The organism is Pseudonocardia sp. T1-2H (genome assembly GCF_038039215.1).
Taxonomy (GTDB): Bacteria; Actinomycetota; Actinomycetes; order Mycobacteriales; family Pseudonocardiaceae; genus Pseudonocardia.
Genome location: NZ_JBBPCL010000001.1, coordinates 4,195,178 through 4,211,928, shown reverse-complemented (window position 1 = coordinate 4,211,928; position 16,751 = coordinate 4,195,178). Strand labels below are relative to the sequence as shown.

Below are 16,751 nucleotides of genomic sequence, written 5' to 3'. Positions count from 1 at the left end.
TTCACGGCCCCAGAGCTGGGGTGACAAGCTGAGGCGACAAGGAGTGGCGTACTCCGGGGCGCGTCCTGCTTGACGTGCCGCGCGGCCGGATGCTTCAGTCATTCGCAAGAACGTTCGTTCGTACTCGGCGTGAGGACGTTCGACACCGCGACGACGCGAAGGAGCGGCGAGTGACCACGGAGCAGGTTCTACGGCCAGGCACCGGGCAGGATCCCGGACCGGGCCGGTACTTCGAGGACTTCGCGGTCGGGCAGCGGTACACCAGCGCCTACCGCACCGTCACCGCGGAGGACCTGGCGGACTTCACCCGGCTCTCCGGCGACGACCACCCGCTGCACGCGGGGCCGGACGGGATCCTGCAGGGGCCCTTCGGCGTCGCGATTGCGATGGGGCTCCTGCAGACACTGGGCCTGCACGGCTCCGCGGTGCTCGGCCTCCTGGACACGCACTGGTCCTACCGGCGCCCGATGCGGGTCGGCGACGAGGTCCGCCTCGAGCTGGCGATCGCCCGCTGCCGGCGCACCCGCCGCGGGGACCGGGGGATCGTCACCCGGCACATGGCGCTCGTCGACCGCGACGGCGTCGTGGTCCAGGACGGGACGACGTCGGCGATGGTCGCCGCGAGCGGCCCCGGCCCCGACCCCGTCGGCCTCGCGTTCGGCACGGTGCCGTGGGGCGAGGCGCTCGTCGCACGGCTCGGGCCGCGGTTCGCCGAGTCCCTCGCGAGCTGGGACGGCACCGTCGGGCTGCGGGCGGGCGACCACGAGGTGCAGCTGCGGATCTACCGGGGCAAGGTCATCGAGGTGTCCGGGCGGGCGGCGACCGGCGCCACGTTCAGCGTCGAGGCGGACGAGCTGACCTGGCTCGAGCTCGTCACCGCACCCGGGAACGAGTTCACCCGCTTCGCGATGACCGGTCGGTTCAGCACGCGCGGGAACGGCTACGAATACCTGCGGCTCACCGCGGCGCTGCACCAGATCGTCGACGCGGCCCGGGCCCTGGCGGGGGAGGAAGCATGATCGAGGCGAGCTACATCGAGATCGGCGGCGCGCTCGCGTTCGTCGAGCAGGTCGGGGAGGGCACCCCGGTGCTGTGCCTGCACACCGCAGGGCAGAGCGGGGTGCAGTGGCGCCACGTCAGCGCCGGGCTCGCGGCCCGCGGATACCGGGTGATCGTCCCGGACCTGCCCGGGCACGGCCGGTCCGAGCCCGCGCCCGGCGGCCCGGTCACGGACCTCGGGGTGTACGCCGCGTGGTGCCTGGAGCTGATCGACCGGCTGGGCCTGGAGCGGCCGTACGTCGCCGGCTGCTCGATCGGCGGCAAGATCACCCTCGATCTCGCCTGCCGGGCGTCGGACCGCCTCGCCGGCGTCGTCGCGATGGCGGCGGACGCGTGGACGGGCGGGCGGCCCAGCGAGCGCGGGCTGCGGCGCGAGCTGTCCGACGTCGCCGCCGCGAGTCGCACGGACCGCACCTACCTGGGCACTCTCGCCGTCGTCGGCCGGTCGGTGCCGCGGGACAAGGCGGAGCTGATCGCGACCATGCACCGGCGCGAGGACCCGGCGATCTCGACGTCGGACCTGATCGGCTGGACCACGCACGACCTGCGGGACGCGCTGCCGGGCGTCACCTGCCCGGCGCACCTGGTCGTCGGGGCGGACGACCTGTGGCTGGACCCGGAGGCGGTCCGCTGGGCGGCCGGCCGGATCCCCGGGGCGCGGTGCACGGTGCTCGAGGGCATCGGGCACTACCCGATGGAGGAGATCGACGGCTTCGACGCGGTGCTCGACGGCTGGTTGCGGGAGCTGGCAGCGGTGGAGAAGGCGGCGTCATGACCGAAGCGCCCGCCGTCGCGCCGCATCCGGTCTCGGCCTTCCCCACGGCCGGTGAGCCGCCCCGGGACCTCCCCGACCTGCTCGGGCGGCTCGTCCGCCGGGACCCGGAGCGGATCGCCGTCCTGGACAAGGGCCCCGACGGCGCGACGATCCCGGTCACCCGGGGCGAAGCTCGGCGGCGCACCGCCGCGCTCGCCGAGGAGCTGCGCACCGCCGGGATCGGCGCGGGGGACTGCGTCGCGGTGTGGCTGCCGAACTGGAGCGACTCGCTGGCCTGGCAGTTCGCCGTCGCGGCCCGCGGGGCGCACGTCGTCGGCGTCAACACCCGCTACAACGTCGAGGAAGTCGCGCACGTCCTGGACCGGGCGCGGCCGACGCTGGTCGCGCTCGCCCACGACTTCCACGGGCTGGACCTGCTGGGCCGGCTCCGGGACGCGGTCGCGAAGGCCGCCGCTCCCGCCCCGGCCGTGGCGGTGGTCGCCGGGCCGGGTCGCGAGGCGCCGGACCCCGCGGCGTTCGACGTCGGCGGCGGCTCCTGGGTACCCGGCGAGATCGCCGATCCGCCGGAGGTGCCCGCCTCCGACCCCGACGGCCTGGCGGTGGCGTTCACGACGTCGGGTTCCACCGGCATGCCCAAGCTCGCCGCGCACAAGGCCGCGGGCGTGCTCGCGCACGCCGCCGCGGACGCCACGGCCATCGGGATCGCCGACGGCGAGCACGTGCTCTGCGCGCTGCCGCTGTCCGGGGTCTTCGGCTACAACACCGCGATGGCCGCCCTGGCCGCCGGTGCGACCTGCGTGTTCCATCCCGCGTTCGACGCCGACGTCGTGCTCGACGACATGGCCGCCCTCGGCGTGACCCACGTCGTCGGCGGGGACGACCTCGTGTTGCGGCTGGCCGAGGCGTGGAAGGCCCGTCCGCGGGACCTGTCGGCGTGGCGGTGGTGGGGCGTCGCGGACTTCCAGGGCCGTTCGCGCGAGCTCGCGGTCTGGGCCCGGGACGCGTTCGGCACCTCCACCAGCGGCGTCTACGGCTCGTCGGAGCTGTTCGCCCTGACCTCGTTCTGGCCGCACGACGAGCCCACGCCGGGCCGCTGGGCCGGCGGCGGCCGGGTGGTGCACCCGGGCATCCGGGTACGGGTGGCGGACCCGGTCACCGAGGAGGCGCTCCCGCCCGGCCAGGAGGGGGAGCTGCAGTTCCGCGGCCCGAACGTCGTCGACGCCTACCTGGGCGACGACGCCGCGGCGGCGCGGGCGTTCACCTCGGACGGCTGGTTCCACTCCGGGGACCTCGGCACGCTCGTCGACGACGGAGTGTTCGCCTACGTGTGCCGGATGGGCGACGCGCTGCGGCTGCGCGGCTTCCTCGTCGACCCGTCGGAGATCGAGATGCGCCTCGCGGCGCACCCGGACGTCCACACCGCCAAGGTCGTCGGCATCGCGGGTGCGGACGGGGCGACGGTCGCCGTCGGGTTCGTCGTGCCCGAGGAGGGCCGCGCGCCGTCGGCCGCCGAGCTCAGGACGTGGTGCGCCGACGGGCTGGCGAGGTTCAAGGTGCCGGACACGATCCACGTCATCGACGAGATGCCCACGACCTCGGGCACCAACGGCCGGAAGATCCGTGCAGCGACGCTGCGTGAATGGGCCCAGGGCGAGTGGGCCACGACCCGATCGGAGAACCATGCGTGACGCGGTGATCTGCGAGCCGTTGCGGACCCCGGTCGGGGGGTTCGGGGGGACGTTGCGGGACGTGCCGGCGCACGAGTTGGCCTCGACGGTGATCCGGGCGTTGATGGAGCGCACCGGGTTGCCGCCGGAGTCGGTGGACGATGTGTTGTTGGGTAACTGTTATCCGTCGATGGACGCGCCGGCGATCGGGCGGGTGGCGGCGTTGGACGCGGGGCTGCCGGTGACGGCGTCGGGGTTGCAGATCGACCGGCGGTGCGGGTCGGGGTTGCAGGCGGTGCTGTATGCGGCGATGCAGGTGCAGACCGGGGCGTCGGAGGTGGTGCTGGCCGGTGGGGCGGAGTCGATGTCGAATGCGTCGTTCTATTCCACGGCGATGCGCTGGGGCGCCAAGGGTGGGCCGGGGGTGTTGCTGAACGATTCGTTGGCGCGGGGGCGGGTGACCGCGGGGGGAAGAATTTCCCGGTGCCGGGCGGGATGATCGAGACGGCGGAGAACCTGCGGGCGGAGTACCGGATTCCGCGGGAGGAGCAGGACGAGTACGCGGTGCGTTCGCATCGGCGGGCGGCCGCGGCGGCGGCCGAGGGCCGCTTCGCCGAGGAGATCGTGCCGGTCACGATCAAGGGGCGGAAGGGCGACACCGTCGTGGACCGGGACGAGCACATCCGCCCGGACTCCAGCACGGAGACCCTGGCCAGGCTGCGTCCGATCCTGGGCAAGCAGGACGAGAACGCCACCGTCACGGCCGGGAACGCCTCCGGCCAGAACGACGGCGCCGCGATCTGCATCGTCACCAGCCCGGAGAAGGCGCAGGAGCTGGGGCTGCGGCCGCTCGTCCGGCTGGTGTCCTGGGGGCTGGGTGGGGTGGCGCCGAAGACGATGGGGATCGGGCCGGTCCCGGCGGTGGCCAAGGCGTTGGACGCTGCGGAGTTGGCGCTCAAGGACGTGGATCTGATCGAGCTGAACGAGGCGTTCGCCTCGCAGGTGTTGGCGTGTACCCGGGAGTGGGGGTTCACCCCGACGGATTTCGAGCGGACGAACGTGAACGGTTCGGGGATCTCGTTGGGGCATCCGGTGGGGGCCACGGGTGGGCGGATCCTGGCCACGTTGGCGCGGGAGATGGTGCGCCGGGATGCCCGCTACGGGGTCGAGACGATGTGCATCGGCGGCGGACAGGGCCTCGCCGCGCTGTTCGAACGCGTCGGCTGACCCCGGGCTCAGGACCGGGCCATCCACTCCGTCGTGCCCCGGCCCAGGGCGACGGCGTGGGTGAGCCGCAGGGTCGTACTGAGCCACAGCAGGATGTCGTGCAGCCGCAGCCGGGTCGGCCGGGCGTCGCCGAGCACCCCGGCCACGGTCGTCTCCAGCGCGGCGAACGCCTCGTCGTTGGCGCGGAGCTCGCGCAGGATCACCGCCTCCACCCCGCTGTCGCCCTCCTCGACGTGCGGGAGCAGGGCGCGGCGGGTGCTGCGGGTGAGGTGCGGGACGAGCGCGGGACGGTGGTGGTGCAGCGCCGCGGAGACGTGCCCGGGGTGCTCCCCGCTGCTCCGCCCGATCTCGCGCAGCGCGGCGCCGACGGTCCCCGGCTCGCCGAGCACGGACAGCTCCTCGTCCGGCAGCTCCCAGAAGGCCCGGCCGCCGGCCCGGACCGCGGCGGTGTCGGCGAGCGGGCGGACCCGGTCCAGCGCGTCCCGGACGTCGTGCCAGCCGGCGCGGTCCAGCCGGCCGTGGAGCAGCTCGCCGACCAGGATGTCCGTGTCCCCGGGCGGGCGCACCGGCCGGGCGTCGAACCGGGACCAGCCGAACGCCGGCAGCTGCACCCAGCGCCCGTGCGGCGCGTCCGGCGAGCGGAAGCGCTGGGGACGGTGTCCGCGCGCGTAACCCAGGAGGGCGGCGAGCGCGGTGTCCGCCGGGATCGGGTCGGGTCCGGCGCTGGGCAGGCGCAGCTCCCCGCCGTTCTCGCCGGTACCGCCGTCCCGCACCGCGTCGATCACGGGGTCATCCTGGTCGGGACGACGGGTGCCCGCCACGTCCGGGCCCGTCGGCGGCGTCACGGGGTGACCGGTATCCGGTGCAGCCGGACCCCGGAACGCACCGCGAGCGGGAACACCGCGAGCGACCCGAGCGCGACGGCGATCGTGTCGTACGGTGCGGGCAGCAGGCCCGCACCCTCGAAGCTGCCCAGTCCGGACAGGGCCGTGAGCAGCAGCAGGTGGGCGACGAGCCAGGCTCCGCGGCGCAGCTCCGTGCTCAGGGGCACCGTCCGGTCCGTCCGCCAGAGGGCCACGAACAGGGGCACGCCGAGGAGCGTGAGCGGCAGCGCCAGGCGCAGGTCCGGCCAGCCGGACCAGTAGATGAACTCCGACGCCAGCACGAAGCTCACCGGCGCGATGAACCGCAGCCCGGGCACCCAGCCCGAGAGCCGGTCCGGCTCGACGACCGCGAACACGGCCGCGGCGACCGCCGCCGCTGCGTAGAGCAGCAGGTACAGGTCGCCCATCACGCTGACGATGTCCTGCCAGCCGCCGAACGGCAGCAGGTACACGACGATCACCACGAGGTTCAGCAGCAGCGCCCGGCGGGGGACCCCGGAGCGCTCGTGCACCGTCATGAGTGCGCGGGGCAGCAGCCGGTTCTTGGCCAGCGCGTAGGTGTGCCGGGCGTCGATCGCGACGCCGACGTAGGCCGAACCACCGGGGGAGACGACGGCGTCGGCGTAGAGCAGCGCGGCCACGAACTGCAGGTTCAGGGCGAGCGCCAGCTGCCCGAACGGGGACTCCAGGTCGACCCCCCGCCAGCCCGCGCCGAGCAGGGCGTCCGGCACCGTGCCGAGGAAGGCGAGCTGCAGCGCGAGGTAGAGCAGGACCGCGAGGGCGATGCTGCCGAGGACCGCGAGCGGCACCGTCCGCCGGGGGTCGCGGGCCTCGCCGGAGAAGTCGACGGGCGCCTGGAACCCGTTGACCGAGTAGATGATCCCGCCGCCCGCCAGCGCGGTCAGGACCGCGCCGTAGCCGTACGGGGCGAAGCCGCCGTGGTCGGTGAGGTGCTCGGCGTGGAAACCCGAGGCGACCAGCGCGACGACCGTGAGCACCGGCACGACGATCTTGAAGACCGTGACGACGTTGTTGACCCGTCCGAACAGCTTCACGCCGTACCAGTTCAGGGTGGTGAGCGCCACCGACAGCACGACGGCGAGCAGCACCCCGCCCCAGGTCAGCGAGTCGTTCGCGTAGACCCAGGGCAGGTAGTGCCCGGCGTACTGGACGATCGCCGTCAGCTCCGCGCTCGTGGCGCCGACGGACAGCAGGACCGAGAACCCGATCACGGAGCCGACGAGCCGTCCGCTCGCGTACAGCGGCCAGCGGACCGTGCCGCCGCCTTCCGGTCGCGACGCGCCCAGCTCCACCATCACGAGCGCGACCAGCGCGCACAGGATCCCCGCCGCCACCCACGACAGCAGCGCGGCGGGCCCGGCGATCTGCGCCGCGTACATCGAGGCGAACAGCCAGCCGGAGCCGACGATGTTGGAGAACCCGATCGCGGTCAGGCCCCACACCCCGAGGTGGCGGTGCAGCCTGCCCTCCTCGGTCCGGACGGCCTCGTCACCCGGCCCGGCATCTCCCACCGCAGCCGACATGCGCCCTCCTCTCGCCCCGGGCGAGCGTGGCCCGCGCCGCCAGGGTCCGCATGCCGGGGCCCGCGGTCGGGCAGGCTCGGGCGTGACGCGCCACCGCCCACGGACGACCGGAGGACCGGAGGACCCATGAGGATCGGAGTGACGCTCCCGCAGTTCGGCGGGCAGGCGGCGGACGGTGCCGAGGAGATCGCCGCGTTCGCCCGCGCCGCCGAGGAGCGGGGAGCCGACGGGCTGTGGGTGGGCGACCGGCTGCTCGCCCGGTGAAGCCGACCGTCGGGTACGGCGGCGGCCCGGGGTTTCCGCCCCAGTTCCGCCGCCAGCTCGACCCCTTCACCCTCCTCGGGGCCGCCGCCACCGCGACGAGCAGGGCCCGGCTCGGCACGAACGTCCTGAACGCCCCCTGGTACCCGCCGGCCCTGCTCGCGCGCACCGCGCTGACCCTGGACCGGATCAGCGGCGGCCGATTCCTGCTCGGCCTCGGCACCGGCTGGTCGCCCGAGGAGTTCGACGCGGTCGGCGTGCCGATGGCCGAGCGCGGGATCCGGCTCGACGAGTGCCTCAACGTGCTCCGTGCCTGGTGGGATGACGACCCGGTGGCCCACGACGGCCCGGTCTCCCGGATCGCGCCCGCCCACGTCGACCTCAAGCCGCACGGCGTGCCCGTCTACCTGGCCGGGGCCACGCCCCGGGCCCGGCAGCGGGTCGTCGAGCGTGCGGACGGCTGGCTCCCGGTCGCGGTGCCCGGCCGCACCGACCTGCGGACCTCGGTCCTGGAGCCCTGGGTGGGGCTGCGGGAACGGGCGGGCCGCGAGCTCGGCGCCGTGCTCCGGGTGAACCCGCTGCCCGGGACCCCGGTCCGGGCGGTCACCGACCTGCTCGCCGAGGCCGCGGACGCCGGGATCGAGGAGGCGTTCGTCGAGCTGATGTACCTCGCGGACTCGGCGGACGCCGCCCTCGACCTGGTCGAGGGCCTGGTGGGCTGAGCGTCACGGCACGACGGGGCGGAAGGAAGATCGCCAGGGCGGACCGATCTCGGCGGATCCGGCCGAGATCGGTCCCCCGTAGCGATCATGGTCGCAACCGGAGGGTCCTCGCCGCCTCAGCACCTCCGGCCGGTGCGGGAGGCGCCGGCGTCGCCTGGGTCCCGGGCTACTTCGGGGGCATCCGGATCGCGCCGTCGAGGCGGATCGTCTCGCCGTTCATGTAGTCGTTGGTCAGCACCTCGACGGCCATGGAGGCGAACTCCTCGGCGGCGCCGAGCCGGTTCGGGTAGACGACGCTCTCGCCCAGCTTGGCCTTGAACGCCTCGGCCTTCTCGCCACTGCCGTAGATCGGGGTGTCGATCAGACCGGGGGCGATGGTGTTGACGCGGATGCCGTGCCGGGCCAGGTCCCGGGCCATCGGCAGGGTCATGCCGACCACGCCGCCCTTGGACGCCGAGTACGGGGTCTGGCCGATCTGGCCGTCGAACGCGGCTGCGGAGGCGGTGTTCAGGATCGCCCCGCGGGAGGTGCCGTCGGCCAGCGGCTCGGTCCTCGCCATGGCCGACGCCGCGATCCGCGCGCAGTTGTAGGTGCCCACGAGGTTGACCTTGAGGACGAACTCGAAGGTCTCCAGCGGGATCGGCTCGAGGTCCCGGCCGATGATCCGGCCCGCGCGGCCGAGGCCGGCGCTGTTCACCAGGATGCGGAGCGGGCCGAGCTCCGACGCGGCGTCGACGGCGGCCTTGACCTGGGCCTCGTCGGACACGTCGGCCTTCGCGAAGACGCCGCCGATCTCGGCGGCGAGCTTCTCTCCCCGGTCCTCCTGCAGGTCCAGGACGACGACCTTCGCGCCGCGCTGCGCCAGCAGCCTCGCCGTGGCCTCGCCGAGGCCCGAGGCCCCGCCGGTCACGACGGCCGATGCACCCGTGATGTCCATGCCCACTCCCGTCCCGGCCGACCCTCGCCCCGTGCGCCGTCGCGCGGAACCGGTCGATCGCCTCTGCATCCTCACCGACGACGACGCCGCCCCGCACGGGGATGGTGACCGGGACCACTCCTCTTGACGTCTGTGTCAACCGGTGCGGGCCGCGGCGTAGCGTCCGACCCGATTCGACCATGTGCGGGAGGAGATCGGCGGATGGGTCGCAGGCGTGGGGGATCGGGTGGCAGGGACGTGGCACGTCTGCTGCTGCGCACGGTCCTGGGCGGCACGATGATCGCGCACGGGCTGAAGCACGGACGAAGCCTCGACGGGACCGCGGGCTGGTTAGGCTCCATCGGGTTCAAGGAGCCGCAGCTGCAGGCGCGGGCGAGTGCGATCGTCGAGACGGGTGCGGGCGCGGCGTTGATCGCCGGCGCCGCGACGCCGCTCGCCGCCGCGGCGGTCGTCGGGACGATGGGGGTCGCGGCGCGGTCGGTGCACCAGCCGAACGGCTTCTTCATCACCGCCGAGGGCTACGAGTACGTGCTGAACCTGGCCGCCGCGTCGGTGGCGCTGGCCGGCCTCGGCCCGGGCCGCTGGAGCGTGGACCGCGCGCTGGGCCTCGACCGGAAGCTGCGGGGCGGCCCCGCCGCCGCCGTCGCCGCAGGTCTCGGCCTGGCCGGTGCCGCGGCCCAGCTCGCCGCGTTCTGGCGCAGGCCGGTCAAGGGCTAGCGCGGCCGCTCTCGCGCTCGGACGGCAGGCCCGTCGACAGGGATCCGGCGGCGGTCCCGCCGTCGCCCCGCGAGTGGCGGCCGGGCGGCGCCGACCTGGTGCCCGGCGGGATCAGCGTCCCGACCAGGGCCCCGGTCACCGCGAACCCGGCGAGGACGGCGAACGCCCAGGTGTAGCCGGACTGCGTCGGGACCGCCGCCGCGGCCCCGAACCCGACGGCGACCGCGGCCACGAGCTGTCCGCCGATCGCCCCGCCGATGAGCCGGACGTTCGCGTTCAGCCCGGTCGCGGCGCCGGTCTGGGTGGGCGGGACCGCCGCCATCACGATCGTCGGGAGGACGGCGAACGCGAGCCCGTTGCCCGTCCCGGACACCAGCGTGACCAGGGCGATCTGCCAGGCGGAGGCGTGGAACAGGGCCAGCCCGCCGTAGCCGGCGGTGGCGACCAGGCTCGCCGTCAGCAGGACGCGGCGGGGGCTCAGCCAGCGGCCGAGCCGCCCGCTGAGGGTGCCGCCGAGCGCGAAGCCGACGGTCTGCGGGAGCAGCAGCAGGCCGGCCTGGCCGAGGCTCAGCCCGAGCCCGTGCCCGGTCGGCCCGGACGCCTGCAGGAACCGCGGGATCAGCGCGAAGTTGCCGTAGACCGTCGCCCCGACGGCGAGCGCCACCAGGTTCGACGTCCAGACCGTGCGCAGCCGCAGCAGCCTGACGTCGACGACGGGCCGTTCGGCCCGGCGCTCGGCGAGCCACCAGCCCGCCGCCAGCACCACCGCGGCTGCGCCGATCCCGAGGGTGAGCGCCGAGGTCCAGCCCCAGCGCGACCCCGAGCTGACCACCAGCAGCAGGCCGACCAGCCAACCGGCCAGCAGCACGGTCGGCAGCAACCCGGGCAGGCCCGGGGTGCGGACCCGGGACTCCGGCACCGCCACGACGACGGCGACGAACGCGGCACAGCTGAGGACCACCGGCAGCCAGAAGACCGACGAGTAGCCGAGGTAGCGCGTCATCGGCCCGGCGATCACGAGCGACGTCCCGCTGCCCACCGCGAGCAGGCTGGACACGACGCCGATCGACGTCGCGACCCGGTGCGGCGGCGCCTCGTCCCGGATGATCGCGAACGACAGCGGGAACAGCGCCCCGGCCGCCCCCTGCAGGACCCGGCCGACGAGCAGCACCGCCAACGAGTCCGCCAGCGCGGCGACGAGGCACCCCACCGCGAAGGTGCCCAGCACCGCGACGAGGACGCGGCGCTTCCCGAGGACGTCGCCGAGCCGCGCGAGCACGGGCGTCGCCACCGCGGCACTGATCAGGTACGCGGTCAGCACCCAGGTCACGCTGGCGGCGTCGGTGTGCAGGTGCTCCTGCACGAGCGGGAGCAGCGGCGACACCACGCTCTGGACCAGCGCGAACACGATCGCGGCCAGGATCAGCGCGAGGTAGATGGCCCGGTAGGCGCGGGCGCCCCGGGCGGCTCCGACGGGGTCCGAGATGGGTGCCTCCACGCGTCGTCGTGATGCATATGCATCATGCCCGGTCGGCAGGGGGACACTGCTTCCCCGGCTCCAGGAGATCTGCCTGCGAGGGTACGGGCGAGGGCGTCAGCGGGCTCTCCTGCGGCGCCGGACCGCGAGGCCCACCAGCGCAGCTGCCACCAGGACGCCCAGGCCGGCGACGATCGGGAGGCCGGCGTCGCGGCCGGCGGGTTCGGTCGGGGGCGTGGGGGCGACGACCGGGGGAGGCACCTGCCCCGGGCCCAGGACCGCGAGGTCGGCGGCTGGTACCGCGGCGAGCTTCCCGAGTGCCGTTGCACAGGGTGCTCGCGAGGTGCAGGGTGCCGCCGGCCTGCCGGTGGGTGCCGAGGACGAGGTAGGTCCGGCCCTCCCGGAACTCGACGCCGCAGGAGGCCTCGGACCGCGCGCTCACGACCGGCTGGGGTGCCTGCGCGTCGCCCTTGTAGCGGCGGTCCACGCTGAACGTCCAGGTCACCGGATCCGCGCTGCCGGCCATGGTCCGCGGCCGCTCGGGTTCGAGGGCGAGCGCCCGGCCGCTGAAGACGACATCGGCCCGGTCGGCCTGCGCGGCGAGCTGCTGGGTGACGCAGCTGCACGCGAGGGCCGCGGGGGCGGTCCCGACCATGATCACGGGGACGGCGAGCGCCAGGACACCCACGAGGACCGTTCGTCTCGGCATGGGGGAGAGCCTGGCAGGACCGGGCTCGGAGTGGTGGGGATGCAGGCGTCCCGGGGGGAGTGGGATCGGCCCCGAACGCGGATCTGCGCGCCCTCCTGCGCTCGCGGGCTACGCGAACGGTCGCACCGCGTTCGCCGGGACCGAGAGGCCCGTGCGGGCGTCGGTCGTCCAGCCCGTCGGCTCTTGCGGGGCCTGCGCCCGGTGGCCGCTGCGCTTCACCGTCCGGGCGATGTCGACGCGGTCGAGGTCCCGATCGGTGACGGGCGCAGTGTCCCGGATCCGGGTCACTCCCGGACCCGCCGTCGGCCGCCGCTCGGCGAACGGTCCGAGAACGGGACAGCCGGGTGTGTCCTGCGCCACTAGCGTCGGTCGGACTCGACGCGGGCCGGACGACGGCCGTCCGGCACCGCGCCGGTAGACGGAGGTCTCTCATGAAGGCGCTGGTCTATCACGGTCCCGGGCAGAAGTCCTGGGAGGACGTACCGGACGCCGAGGTCCAGGAACCGACGGACGTGGTGGTCCGCGTCGACACCACCACGATCTGTGGCACGGACCTGCACATCCTGCAGGGCGACGTCGCCGCGGTGACCGACGGCCGGATCCTCGGTCACGAGGCCGTCGGCACCGTCACCGCGGTCGGCGACGCGGTGAAGGGGTTCGGCGTCGGGGACCGGGTGCTCGTCCCCGCGATCACCAAGTGCGGGCGCTGCGAGTACTGCCAGCGCGGCATGCCGTCGCACTGCCAGACGGTCGGCGGCATCGGCTGGATCTTCGGCCACCTGATCGACGGCACGCAGGCCGAGTCGGTCCGCGTGCCCTACGCGGACACCTCGCTCTACGCGGTGCCCGAGGGCGTCACGAACGAGCAGGCGATCTTCCTCGCGGACTCCCTGCCCACCGGCTACGAGGTCGGGGTGCTGGCCGGGAACGTCCGGCCCGGCGACACCGTCGCCGTGGTCGGGGCGGGCGCCGTCGGCCTCTCGGCGATCCTGACGACCGGTCTCTGGGGCGCCTCGAAGGTCATCGCGGTCGACTCGAACAAGTTCCGGCTGGCCAAGGCGCTGGAGTTCGGCGCGACGGACGCCGTCGAGGTCGGGCCCGGAACCGTCGCGGACGTCATCGCGCTGACCGACGGCCTCGGCGTCGACGTCTCGATCGAGGCGGTCGGCTACCCGGAGACGCTGCTGACGGCGGCCTCGCTCGTGCGTCCCGGCGGGACGATCGCGAACATCGGCGTGCACGGCACCCCGGTCGAGCTGCCCATGCAGGACATGTGGATCCAGAACGTCACGCTGACGATGGGCCTGGTCGACACGGTGTCGATCCCGACGCTGCTCAAGATGGTCGCCGGGGGCCGGATCCCGGCGGAGAAGATGGGCACGCACTCGTTCACGTTCGACCAGATGGACGAGGCCTACGACGTCTTCAAGAACGCCGCCGCGCACGAGGCGCTCAAGGTGGTCATCACGCCGGCCTGACCTCCGGCACGGGTACCGGCGGGTGGCCCCCGCCCGCCGGTACCTCAGGCGATGTAGCTGATGCCGAACGCGTCGATCTTGCGGTAGAGCGACGAGCGGGCGATCCCGAGCATCGCGGCCGCCTTGTAGCGGTTGCCGCGGGACTCGTAGAGCGCCTGGATGATCGCGTCGCACTGGGCGGACTCCAGCATCGACAGCCGCCGCGAACGGCCCTGGAAGCACAGCGCCGGCAGGTCCGGGGGCCGGATCTCGCCGAGCGGCTTGCGCGCGACGACATAGCGCAGCACGTCCTCCAGCTCGCTGATGTTCCCCGGCCACGCGTATCCCTCGAGCACCCGGACGACCTGCAACGACAGCCGCAACGACCGCCGCGCCGAGATCCGCCGCAGCACGGCCCAGGCGATGTCGCCGATCTCGTCGACCCGGTAGCGCAGTGCCGGGACCCGGATCGTCTCGTGGAAGTGCCGCAGCAGCAGCCCGTACGGCCGGGTCGCGTCCATCGCGGGTGTGTCGACGAAGCCGACGACCAGGGGTGGCGAGGGCCGGGCGACGAGCTGGCGCAGCGACTCGTCGAGCCTGCGCGCGGCGACGGGGGAGAGCCCGTCGAGCCCGGTGAGGAGCAGCAGGTGCGGCCGCGCGCCCCGGCCGTCGAGCAGCGGCGCGACGGGATCGCGGGACGCGGGCGAGAACGCCCCGCAGTCGACGGTGACGACGCGCCCCTGCGGCTGCGCCCGGCGGAACTGTTCCAGCACGACGCTCCGCTTGCCGACCCCCGGCTCGCCCATCAGCAGGTGGTTGCGGCCCTGGCTGATGCTCGCCGCGACCTCGCGGCGGGCCAGCAGGAACGGCGTGAGCAGCTCCCGGTTCGCCCGGATCCGGGCCTCCGCGTGCTCGGCGCCGTCGCGGGACGCGCGCAGGTCCGCGGCGTAGTCCCGGTGCCCGACGGGCGCGACGTGCGACCCCTGCCGCCGGGCCGCCTCGGACGCGACGGTGGAGCGCTGCGCGGGACCGCCGGTGAGCACGCAGCCGATCAGCTCGCCGGCTTGGTGGACGGGCTCGAGCGTGATCCGGGCGCAGGCCCCGGACGGGAGATCTGCGTGGGTCGTGGCGAACTCCTGCAGGACCAGCCCGGACACCGCCGCGTCGCCCAGCCCGCGCAGGTCCGCGCCGTCGAGCCGGCGGGCTCCGGTGCTGGTCAGGACCACGTCGCCATCGGTCGCGAGGACCCACGGATGGTCTGCGGCGCAGGTGCGGAAGCGGTCCAGCAGGGTCGCGGCCCGCCGGTGCGGCTCGCCCGCGATCCGCTCCGCCACCTGCCGGGCGAGCATCGTGGCGACGGGCCGCAGCAGCGACGACCGGTCCGCGACGTGGGCGACCGCGACGACGACCCCCGCGACGCTGCCGTCCCGCGGGTCGATCACCCGCGCGGCCGCCTCGGCCAGCCAGGTCAGCTGCCCGTGGAAGTGCTCGGCGCCGCCGACCGTGGCGTCCTCCTGCTCGTGCAGCGCGACGGCCGCGGCCGTGGTCCCGACCGCCTGCTCGGACCAGCCGTGCCCGGGGACGAACAGGACGCCGTCGAGCAGCCGGCCGAGTGTCGGGTCGGAGTCCCGGCGGGTGCGGACGACGCCGGACCGGTCGAGCAGCGCGAACGAGCAGCCGACCTCCTTGTCCCCGGTGAGGAAGTCGTCGAACACGTCGCCGGCGGCCGCGGCGACGGGCGACCCGTCCTGGTGGTGGCCGAGGAACCGCGGTGCGAGGTGCTCCGGCTCCACACCGAGGTCCCGCGACCGCTCCCAGGACGCGCGCACCTCGCGTCGCACGACGTCGTGGGCGACCATGCACGATCCGGTCGCCAGGAACGACTGCCGTGCGGCCTGCATCTCGACGTCGAGCGGCACGGATCCCACGGTAGGGCGCCGGAGCGCGGCCGGATGTCTCAGATTCAGGCGCCGGTGCCGCCCCGCGTCAGCGGAAACGGAGCTGCACGCCCGAGGCCATCCGGAACAGTCCGGACATCGTGATGAGGGCGCCGAGCATCTCCATCGTCTCCTCGATCCCGTTGAGGACCAGGAAGCCGGCGTCCTCGGTCGTGCCGCCGGAGCCGCCGATCCACCAGCCCTCGACGACCTCCATCACCACGGCCCCGAACAGGAACACCGCGGCGCCCAGGATCACCACGACGCCGCCGGGCCTGCGCAGCACCATCCGCGTGCAGGCCAGCGCGACCACCGCGCAGATCGCACCGGCCGGGATCACCCACGCGTAGGTGAGGACGCCGGTGGTGTTCAGGTGGGTGTGCATGAGCCAGCTGACGTCCTCGTGGAAGCCGGACACCTCGTCCATGGACACCGCCAGCACCATCGCCGCGAGCACGATCCACCGCCAGCGCTCGCGCCGGGTGGCACCCGCGGCGAGGACGGCCAGGATCAGCCCGTTGACCAGGTGCAGCGCGGAGCTGAACCAGGTCGCGACGGTGCTCTCGGCGTTCAGCTTGACGGCGTCCGGCACGTGCAGGTTCGCGCTCGGCAGGCCCCATACCGCGACGACCGCCGCGAAGTGCGCGACGGCGAGGAGGAGGGCGACGACGAGGAGGGCGCGCAGGAACGGCCGGGCGCGCAGCACCAGCGGCGGCTGTTCCTCCTGGCCGGCGGCCGCGGTTCGGGTGGCGATCGCGTGGCGGGGTGTGGTCACGGCGGCGTCCTCGGGTCCTCAACGTGCGCGTGGCGTGCTGATCGCCGTGATCCGGATGAACGCGGCGATACGTACGAGTGGCCTAACGATGGACGTGGCCGGAAGACACCCCCCTCACGGTCTCGATCACCCCTTGGGGAACGGCCGTGCGATCCTGTCGCCCGTACCCGGCGCCCGCCGGGGGCGTGGCGCGGACCCCGGGAGCCCGGATTGAACCTCGAGAAGGTGGTCTTCGGTTTCTTCGTGCTGCTCGCCGCCACCCTCAACTTCGGCTTCTTCATCGGCGACCTCTCGCGGCCCGAGCTGCACAACATCTACGAGCTGTTCGCCGCCGTCGTCGTCAGCCTGATCGCGACGGTGCTGAAGTTCGGCGACCGCACCCAGCTCGGCGCCGTCCACCTCGCGACGAGCCTGGTCGCGGACCTGCAGCTCGTCGCGGCCGCGATCGCGTGGACCTACGCGGCGCACATCTCGGCCGAGGGCGTGACCGCGGGCTCGACCGCGGCCGTCGTGTCGCTGTCCGGCGGCGCGCTCGTCGCCAACATGGTGTCGGTGGTGCTGCTCGTCGTCGAGACCGTCTCGTTCCACCGCCGGTAGGGACTC

The 16,751-nt window shown here is 74.1% G+C and carries 16 protein-coding genes and 1 pseudogene; 9 read left to right on the top strand and 8 right to left on the bottom strand.

Going from position 1 to position 16,751, the window contains the following annotated elements; all coding sequences use genetic code 11:
* The first annotated feature begins 170 nt into the window (after positions 1–170).
* From WBK50_RS20675 to WBK50_RS20660, 4 genes and pseudogenes are all read left to right on the top strand, one after another.
* Complete coding sequence (locus tag WBK50_RS20675) at positions 171–1,019, top strand: MaoC/PaaZ C-terminal domain-containing protein (protein WP_341337175.1); 849 nt, start codon at positions 171–173, stop codon at positions 1,017–1,019.
* Positions 1,016–1,834, top strand: a complete 819-nt coding sequence (locus WBK50_RS20670) for an alpha/beta fold hydrolase (protein ID WP_341337174.1) — start codon at positions 1,016–1,018, stop codon at positions 1,832–1,834. The genes WBK50_RS20675 and WBK50_RS20670 overlap by 4 nt, the downstream gene beginning before the upstream one ends.
* Positions 1,831–3,522, top strand: a complete 1,692-nt coding sequence (locus tag WBK50_RS20665) for an AMP-binding protein (RefSeq protein ID WP_341337173.1) — start codon at positions 1,831–1,833, stop codon at positions 3,520–3,522. Before WBK50_RS20670 ends, WBK50_RS20665 begins: the two co-directional genes overlap by 4 nt.
* Positions 3,515–4,728: pseudogene (locus WBK50_RS20660) on the top strand (acetyl-CoA C-acetyltransferase). The gene WBK50_RS20665 and the pseudogene WBK50_RS20660 overlap by 8 nt, the downstream one beginning before the upstream one ends.
* 8 nt (positions 4,729–4,736) lie before the next feature.
* Here WBK50_RS20660 and WBK50_RS20655 read toward each other — a convergent pair.
* Positions 4,737–5,573 carry a hypothetical protein gene (locus tag WBK50_RS20655; RefSeq protein WP_341337172.1) on the bottom strand — a complete coding sequence of 279 codons (837 nt, stop codon included), beginning with the start codon at positions 5,571–5,573 and terminating at the stop codon, positions 4,737–4,739.
* Positions 5,570–7,156 carry an APC family permease gene (locus WBK50_RS20650; protein WP_341337171.1) on the bottom strand — a complete coding sequence of 529 codons (1,587 nt, stop codon included), beginning with the start codon at positions 7,154–7,156 and terminating at the stop codon, positions 5,570–5,572. The genes WBK50_RS20655 and WBK50_RS20650 overlap by 4 nt, the downstream gene beginning before the upstream one ends.
* 126 nt (positions 7,157–7,282) lie before the next feature.
* On the opposite strand from WBK50_RS20650, the gene WBK50_RS20645 reads away from it, so the two are divergent.
* Both WBK50_RS20645 and WBK50_RS20640 read left to right on the top strand, forming a co-directional pair.
* Positions 7,283–7,420, top strand: coding sequence for a hypothetical protein (locus tag WBK50_RS20645; RefSeq protein WP_341337170.1), 138 nt, complete (start codon positions 7,283–7,285; stop codon positions 7,418–7,420).
* On the top strand, positions 7,417–8,139 hold the full coding sequence (locus WBK50_RS20640) for a TIGR03619 family F420-dependent LLM class oxidoreductase (protein ID WP_341337169.1): 723 nt from the start codon (positions 7,417–7,419) through the stop codon (positions 8,137–8,139). Before WBK50_RS20645 ends, WBK50_RS20640 begins: the two co-directional genes overlap by 4 nt.
* Positions 8,140–8,305: 166 nt before the next feature.
* Here WBK50_RS20640 and WBK50_RS20635 read toward each other — a convergent pair whose 3' ends face one another.
* Positions 8,306–9,076 (bottom strand): SDR family NAD(P)-dependent oxidoreductase, encoded by a 771-nt coding sequence (locus WBK50_RS20635; protein ID WP_341337168.1) that lies wholly within the window; start codon positions 9,074–9,076, stop codon positions 8,306–8,308.
* A gap of 237 nt (positions 9,077–9,313) precedes the next feature.
* Here WBK50_RS20635 and WBK50_RS20630 point away from each other — a divergent pair, with 237 nt between their 5' ends.
* The gene (locus WBK50_RS20630; RefSeq protein ID WP_341337167.1) at positions 9,314–9,793 is read left to right on the top strand and encodes a DoxX family protein; all 480 of its coding nucleotides are present in this window, start codon (positions 9,314–9,316) and stop codon (positions 9,791–9,793) included.
* On the opposite strand, the gene WBK50_RS20625 is transcribed toward WBK50_RS20630, so the two are convergent.
* The 3 genes from WBK50_RS20625 to WBK50_RS20615 form a co-directional block, all read right to left on the bottom strand.
* Positions 9,783–11,291 carry an MFS transporter gene (locus WBK50_RS20625; RefSeq protein ID WP_341337166.1) on the bottom strand — a complete coding sequence of 503 codons (1,509 nt, stop codon included), beginning with the start codon at positions 11,289–11,291 and terminating at the stop codon, positions 9,783–9,785. The genes WBK50_RS20630 and WBK50_RS20625 overlap by 11 nt on opposite strands.
* Before the next feature lie 22 nt (positions 11,292–11,313).
* On the bottom strand, positions 11,314–11,979 hold the full coding sequence (locus WBK50_RS20620) for a hypothetical protein (RefSeq protein WP_341337165.1): 666 nt from the start codon (positions 11,977–11,979) through the stop codon (positions 11,314–11,316).
* Between the two features lie 108 nt (positions 11,980–12,087).
* Entirely contained in the window at positions 12,088–12,267 is a 180-nt protein-coding gene (locus WBK50_RS20615) for a hypothetical protein (protein ID WP_341337164.1), read from the bottom strand.
* 143 nt (positions 12,268–12,410) lie between these two features.
* Here WBK50_RS20615 and WBK50_RS20610 point away from each other — a divergent pair, with 143 nt between their 5' ends.
* Positions 12,411–13,457: an alcohol dehydrogenase catalytic domain-containing protein gene (locus WBK50_RS20610; protein WP_341337163.1), complete on the top strand. Its 1,047-nt coding sequence runs from the start codon at positions 12,411–12,413 to the stop codon at positions 13,455–13,457.
* A gap of 44 nt (positions 13,458–13,501) precedes the next feature.
* Here WBK50_RS20610 and WBK50_RS20605 read toward each other — a convergent pair whose 3' ends face one another.
* Entirely contained in the window at positions 13,502–15,355 is a 1,854-nt protein-coding gene (locus WBK50_RS20605) for a helix-turn-helix domain-containing protein (RefSeq protein WP_341337162.1), read from the bottom strand.
* A gap of 67 nt (positions 15,356–15,422) precedes the next feature.
* A complete protein-coding gene (locus WBK50_RS20600) occupies positions 15,423–16,148 on the bottom strand; it encodes a hypothetical protein (RefSeq protein WP_341337161.1) in 726 nt (241 codons plus the stop codon).
* A 210-nt stretch (positions 16,149–16,358) separates the two neighbouring features.
* Between WBK50_RS20600 and WBK50_RS20595 the strand changes: the two genes are divergently transcribed.
* Complete coding sequence (locus tag WBK50_RS20595; RefSeq protein WP_297496063.1) at positions 16,359–16,745, top strand: DUF6394 family protein; 387 nt, start codon at positions 16,359–16,361, stop codon at positions 16,743–16,745.
* Positions 16,746–16,751: the final 6 nt, after the last annotated feature.

What these genes read in the sequence shown, in the direction of transcription:
- WBK50_RS20670 (WP_341337174.1), top strand. Translation starts at nt 1,016, where the DNA reads ATGATCGAGGCGAGCTACATCGAGATCGGCGGCGCGCTCGCGTTCGTC.
- WBK50_RS20620 (WP_341337165.1), bottom strand. Translation starts at nt 11,979, where the DNA reads ATGCCGAGACGAACGGTCCTCGTGGGTGTCCTGGCGCTCGCCGTCCCC.
- WBK50_RS20665 (WP_341337173.1), top strand. Translation starts at nt 1,831, where the DNA reads ATGACCGAAGCGCCCGCCGTCGCGCCGCATCCGGTCTCGGCCTTCCCC.
- WBK50_RS20645 (WP_341337170.1), top strand. Translation starts at nt 7,283, where the DNA reads ATGAGGATCGGAGTGACGCTCCCGCAGTTCGGCGGGCAGGCGGCGGAC.
- WBK50_RS20635 (WP_341337168.1), bottom strand. Translation starts at nt 9,076, where the DNA reads ATGGACATCACGGGTGCATCGGCCGTCGTGACCGGCGGGGCCTCGGGC.
- WBK50_RS20650 (WP_341337171.1), bottom strand. Translation starts at nt 7,156, where the DNA reads ATGTCGGCTGCGGTGGGAGATGCCGGGCCGGGTGACGAGGCCGTCCGG.
- WBK50_RS20610 (WP_341337163.1), top strand. Translation starts at nt 12,411, where the DNA reads ATGAAGGCGCTGGTCTATCACGGTCCCGGGCAGAAGTCCTGGGAGGAC.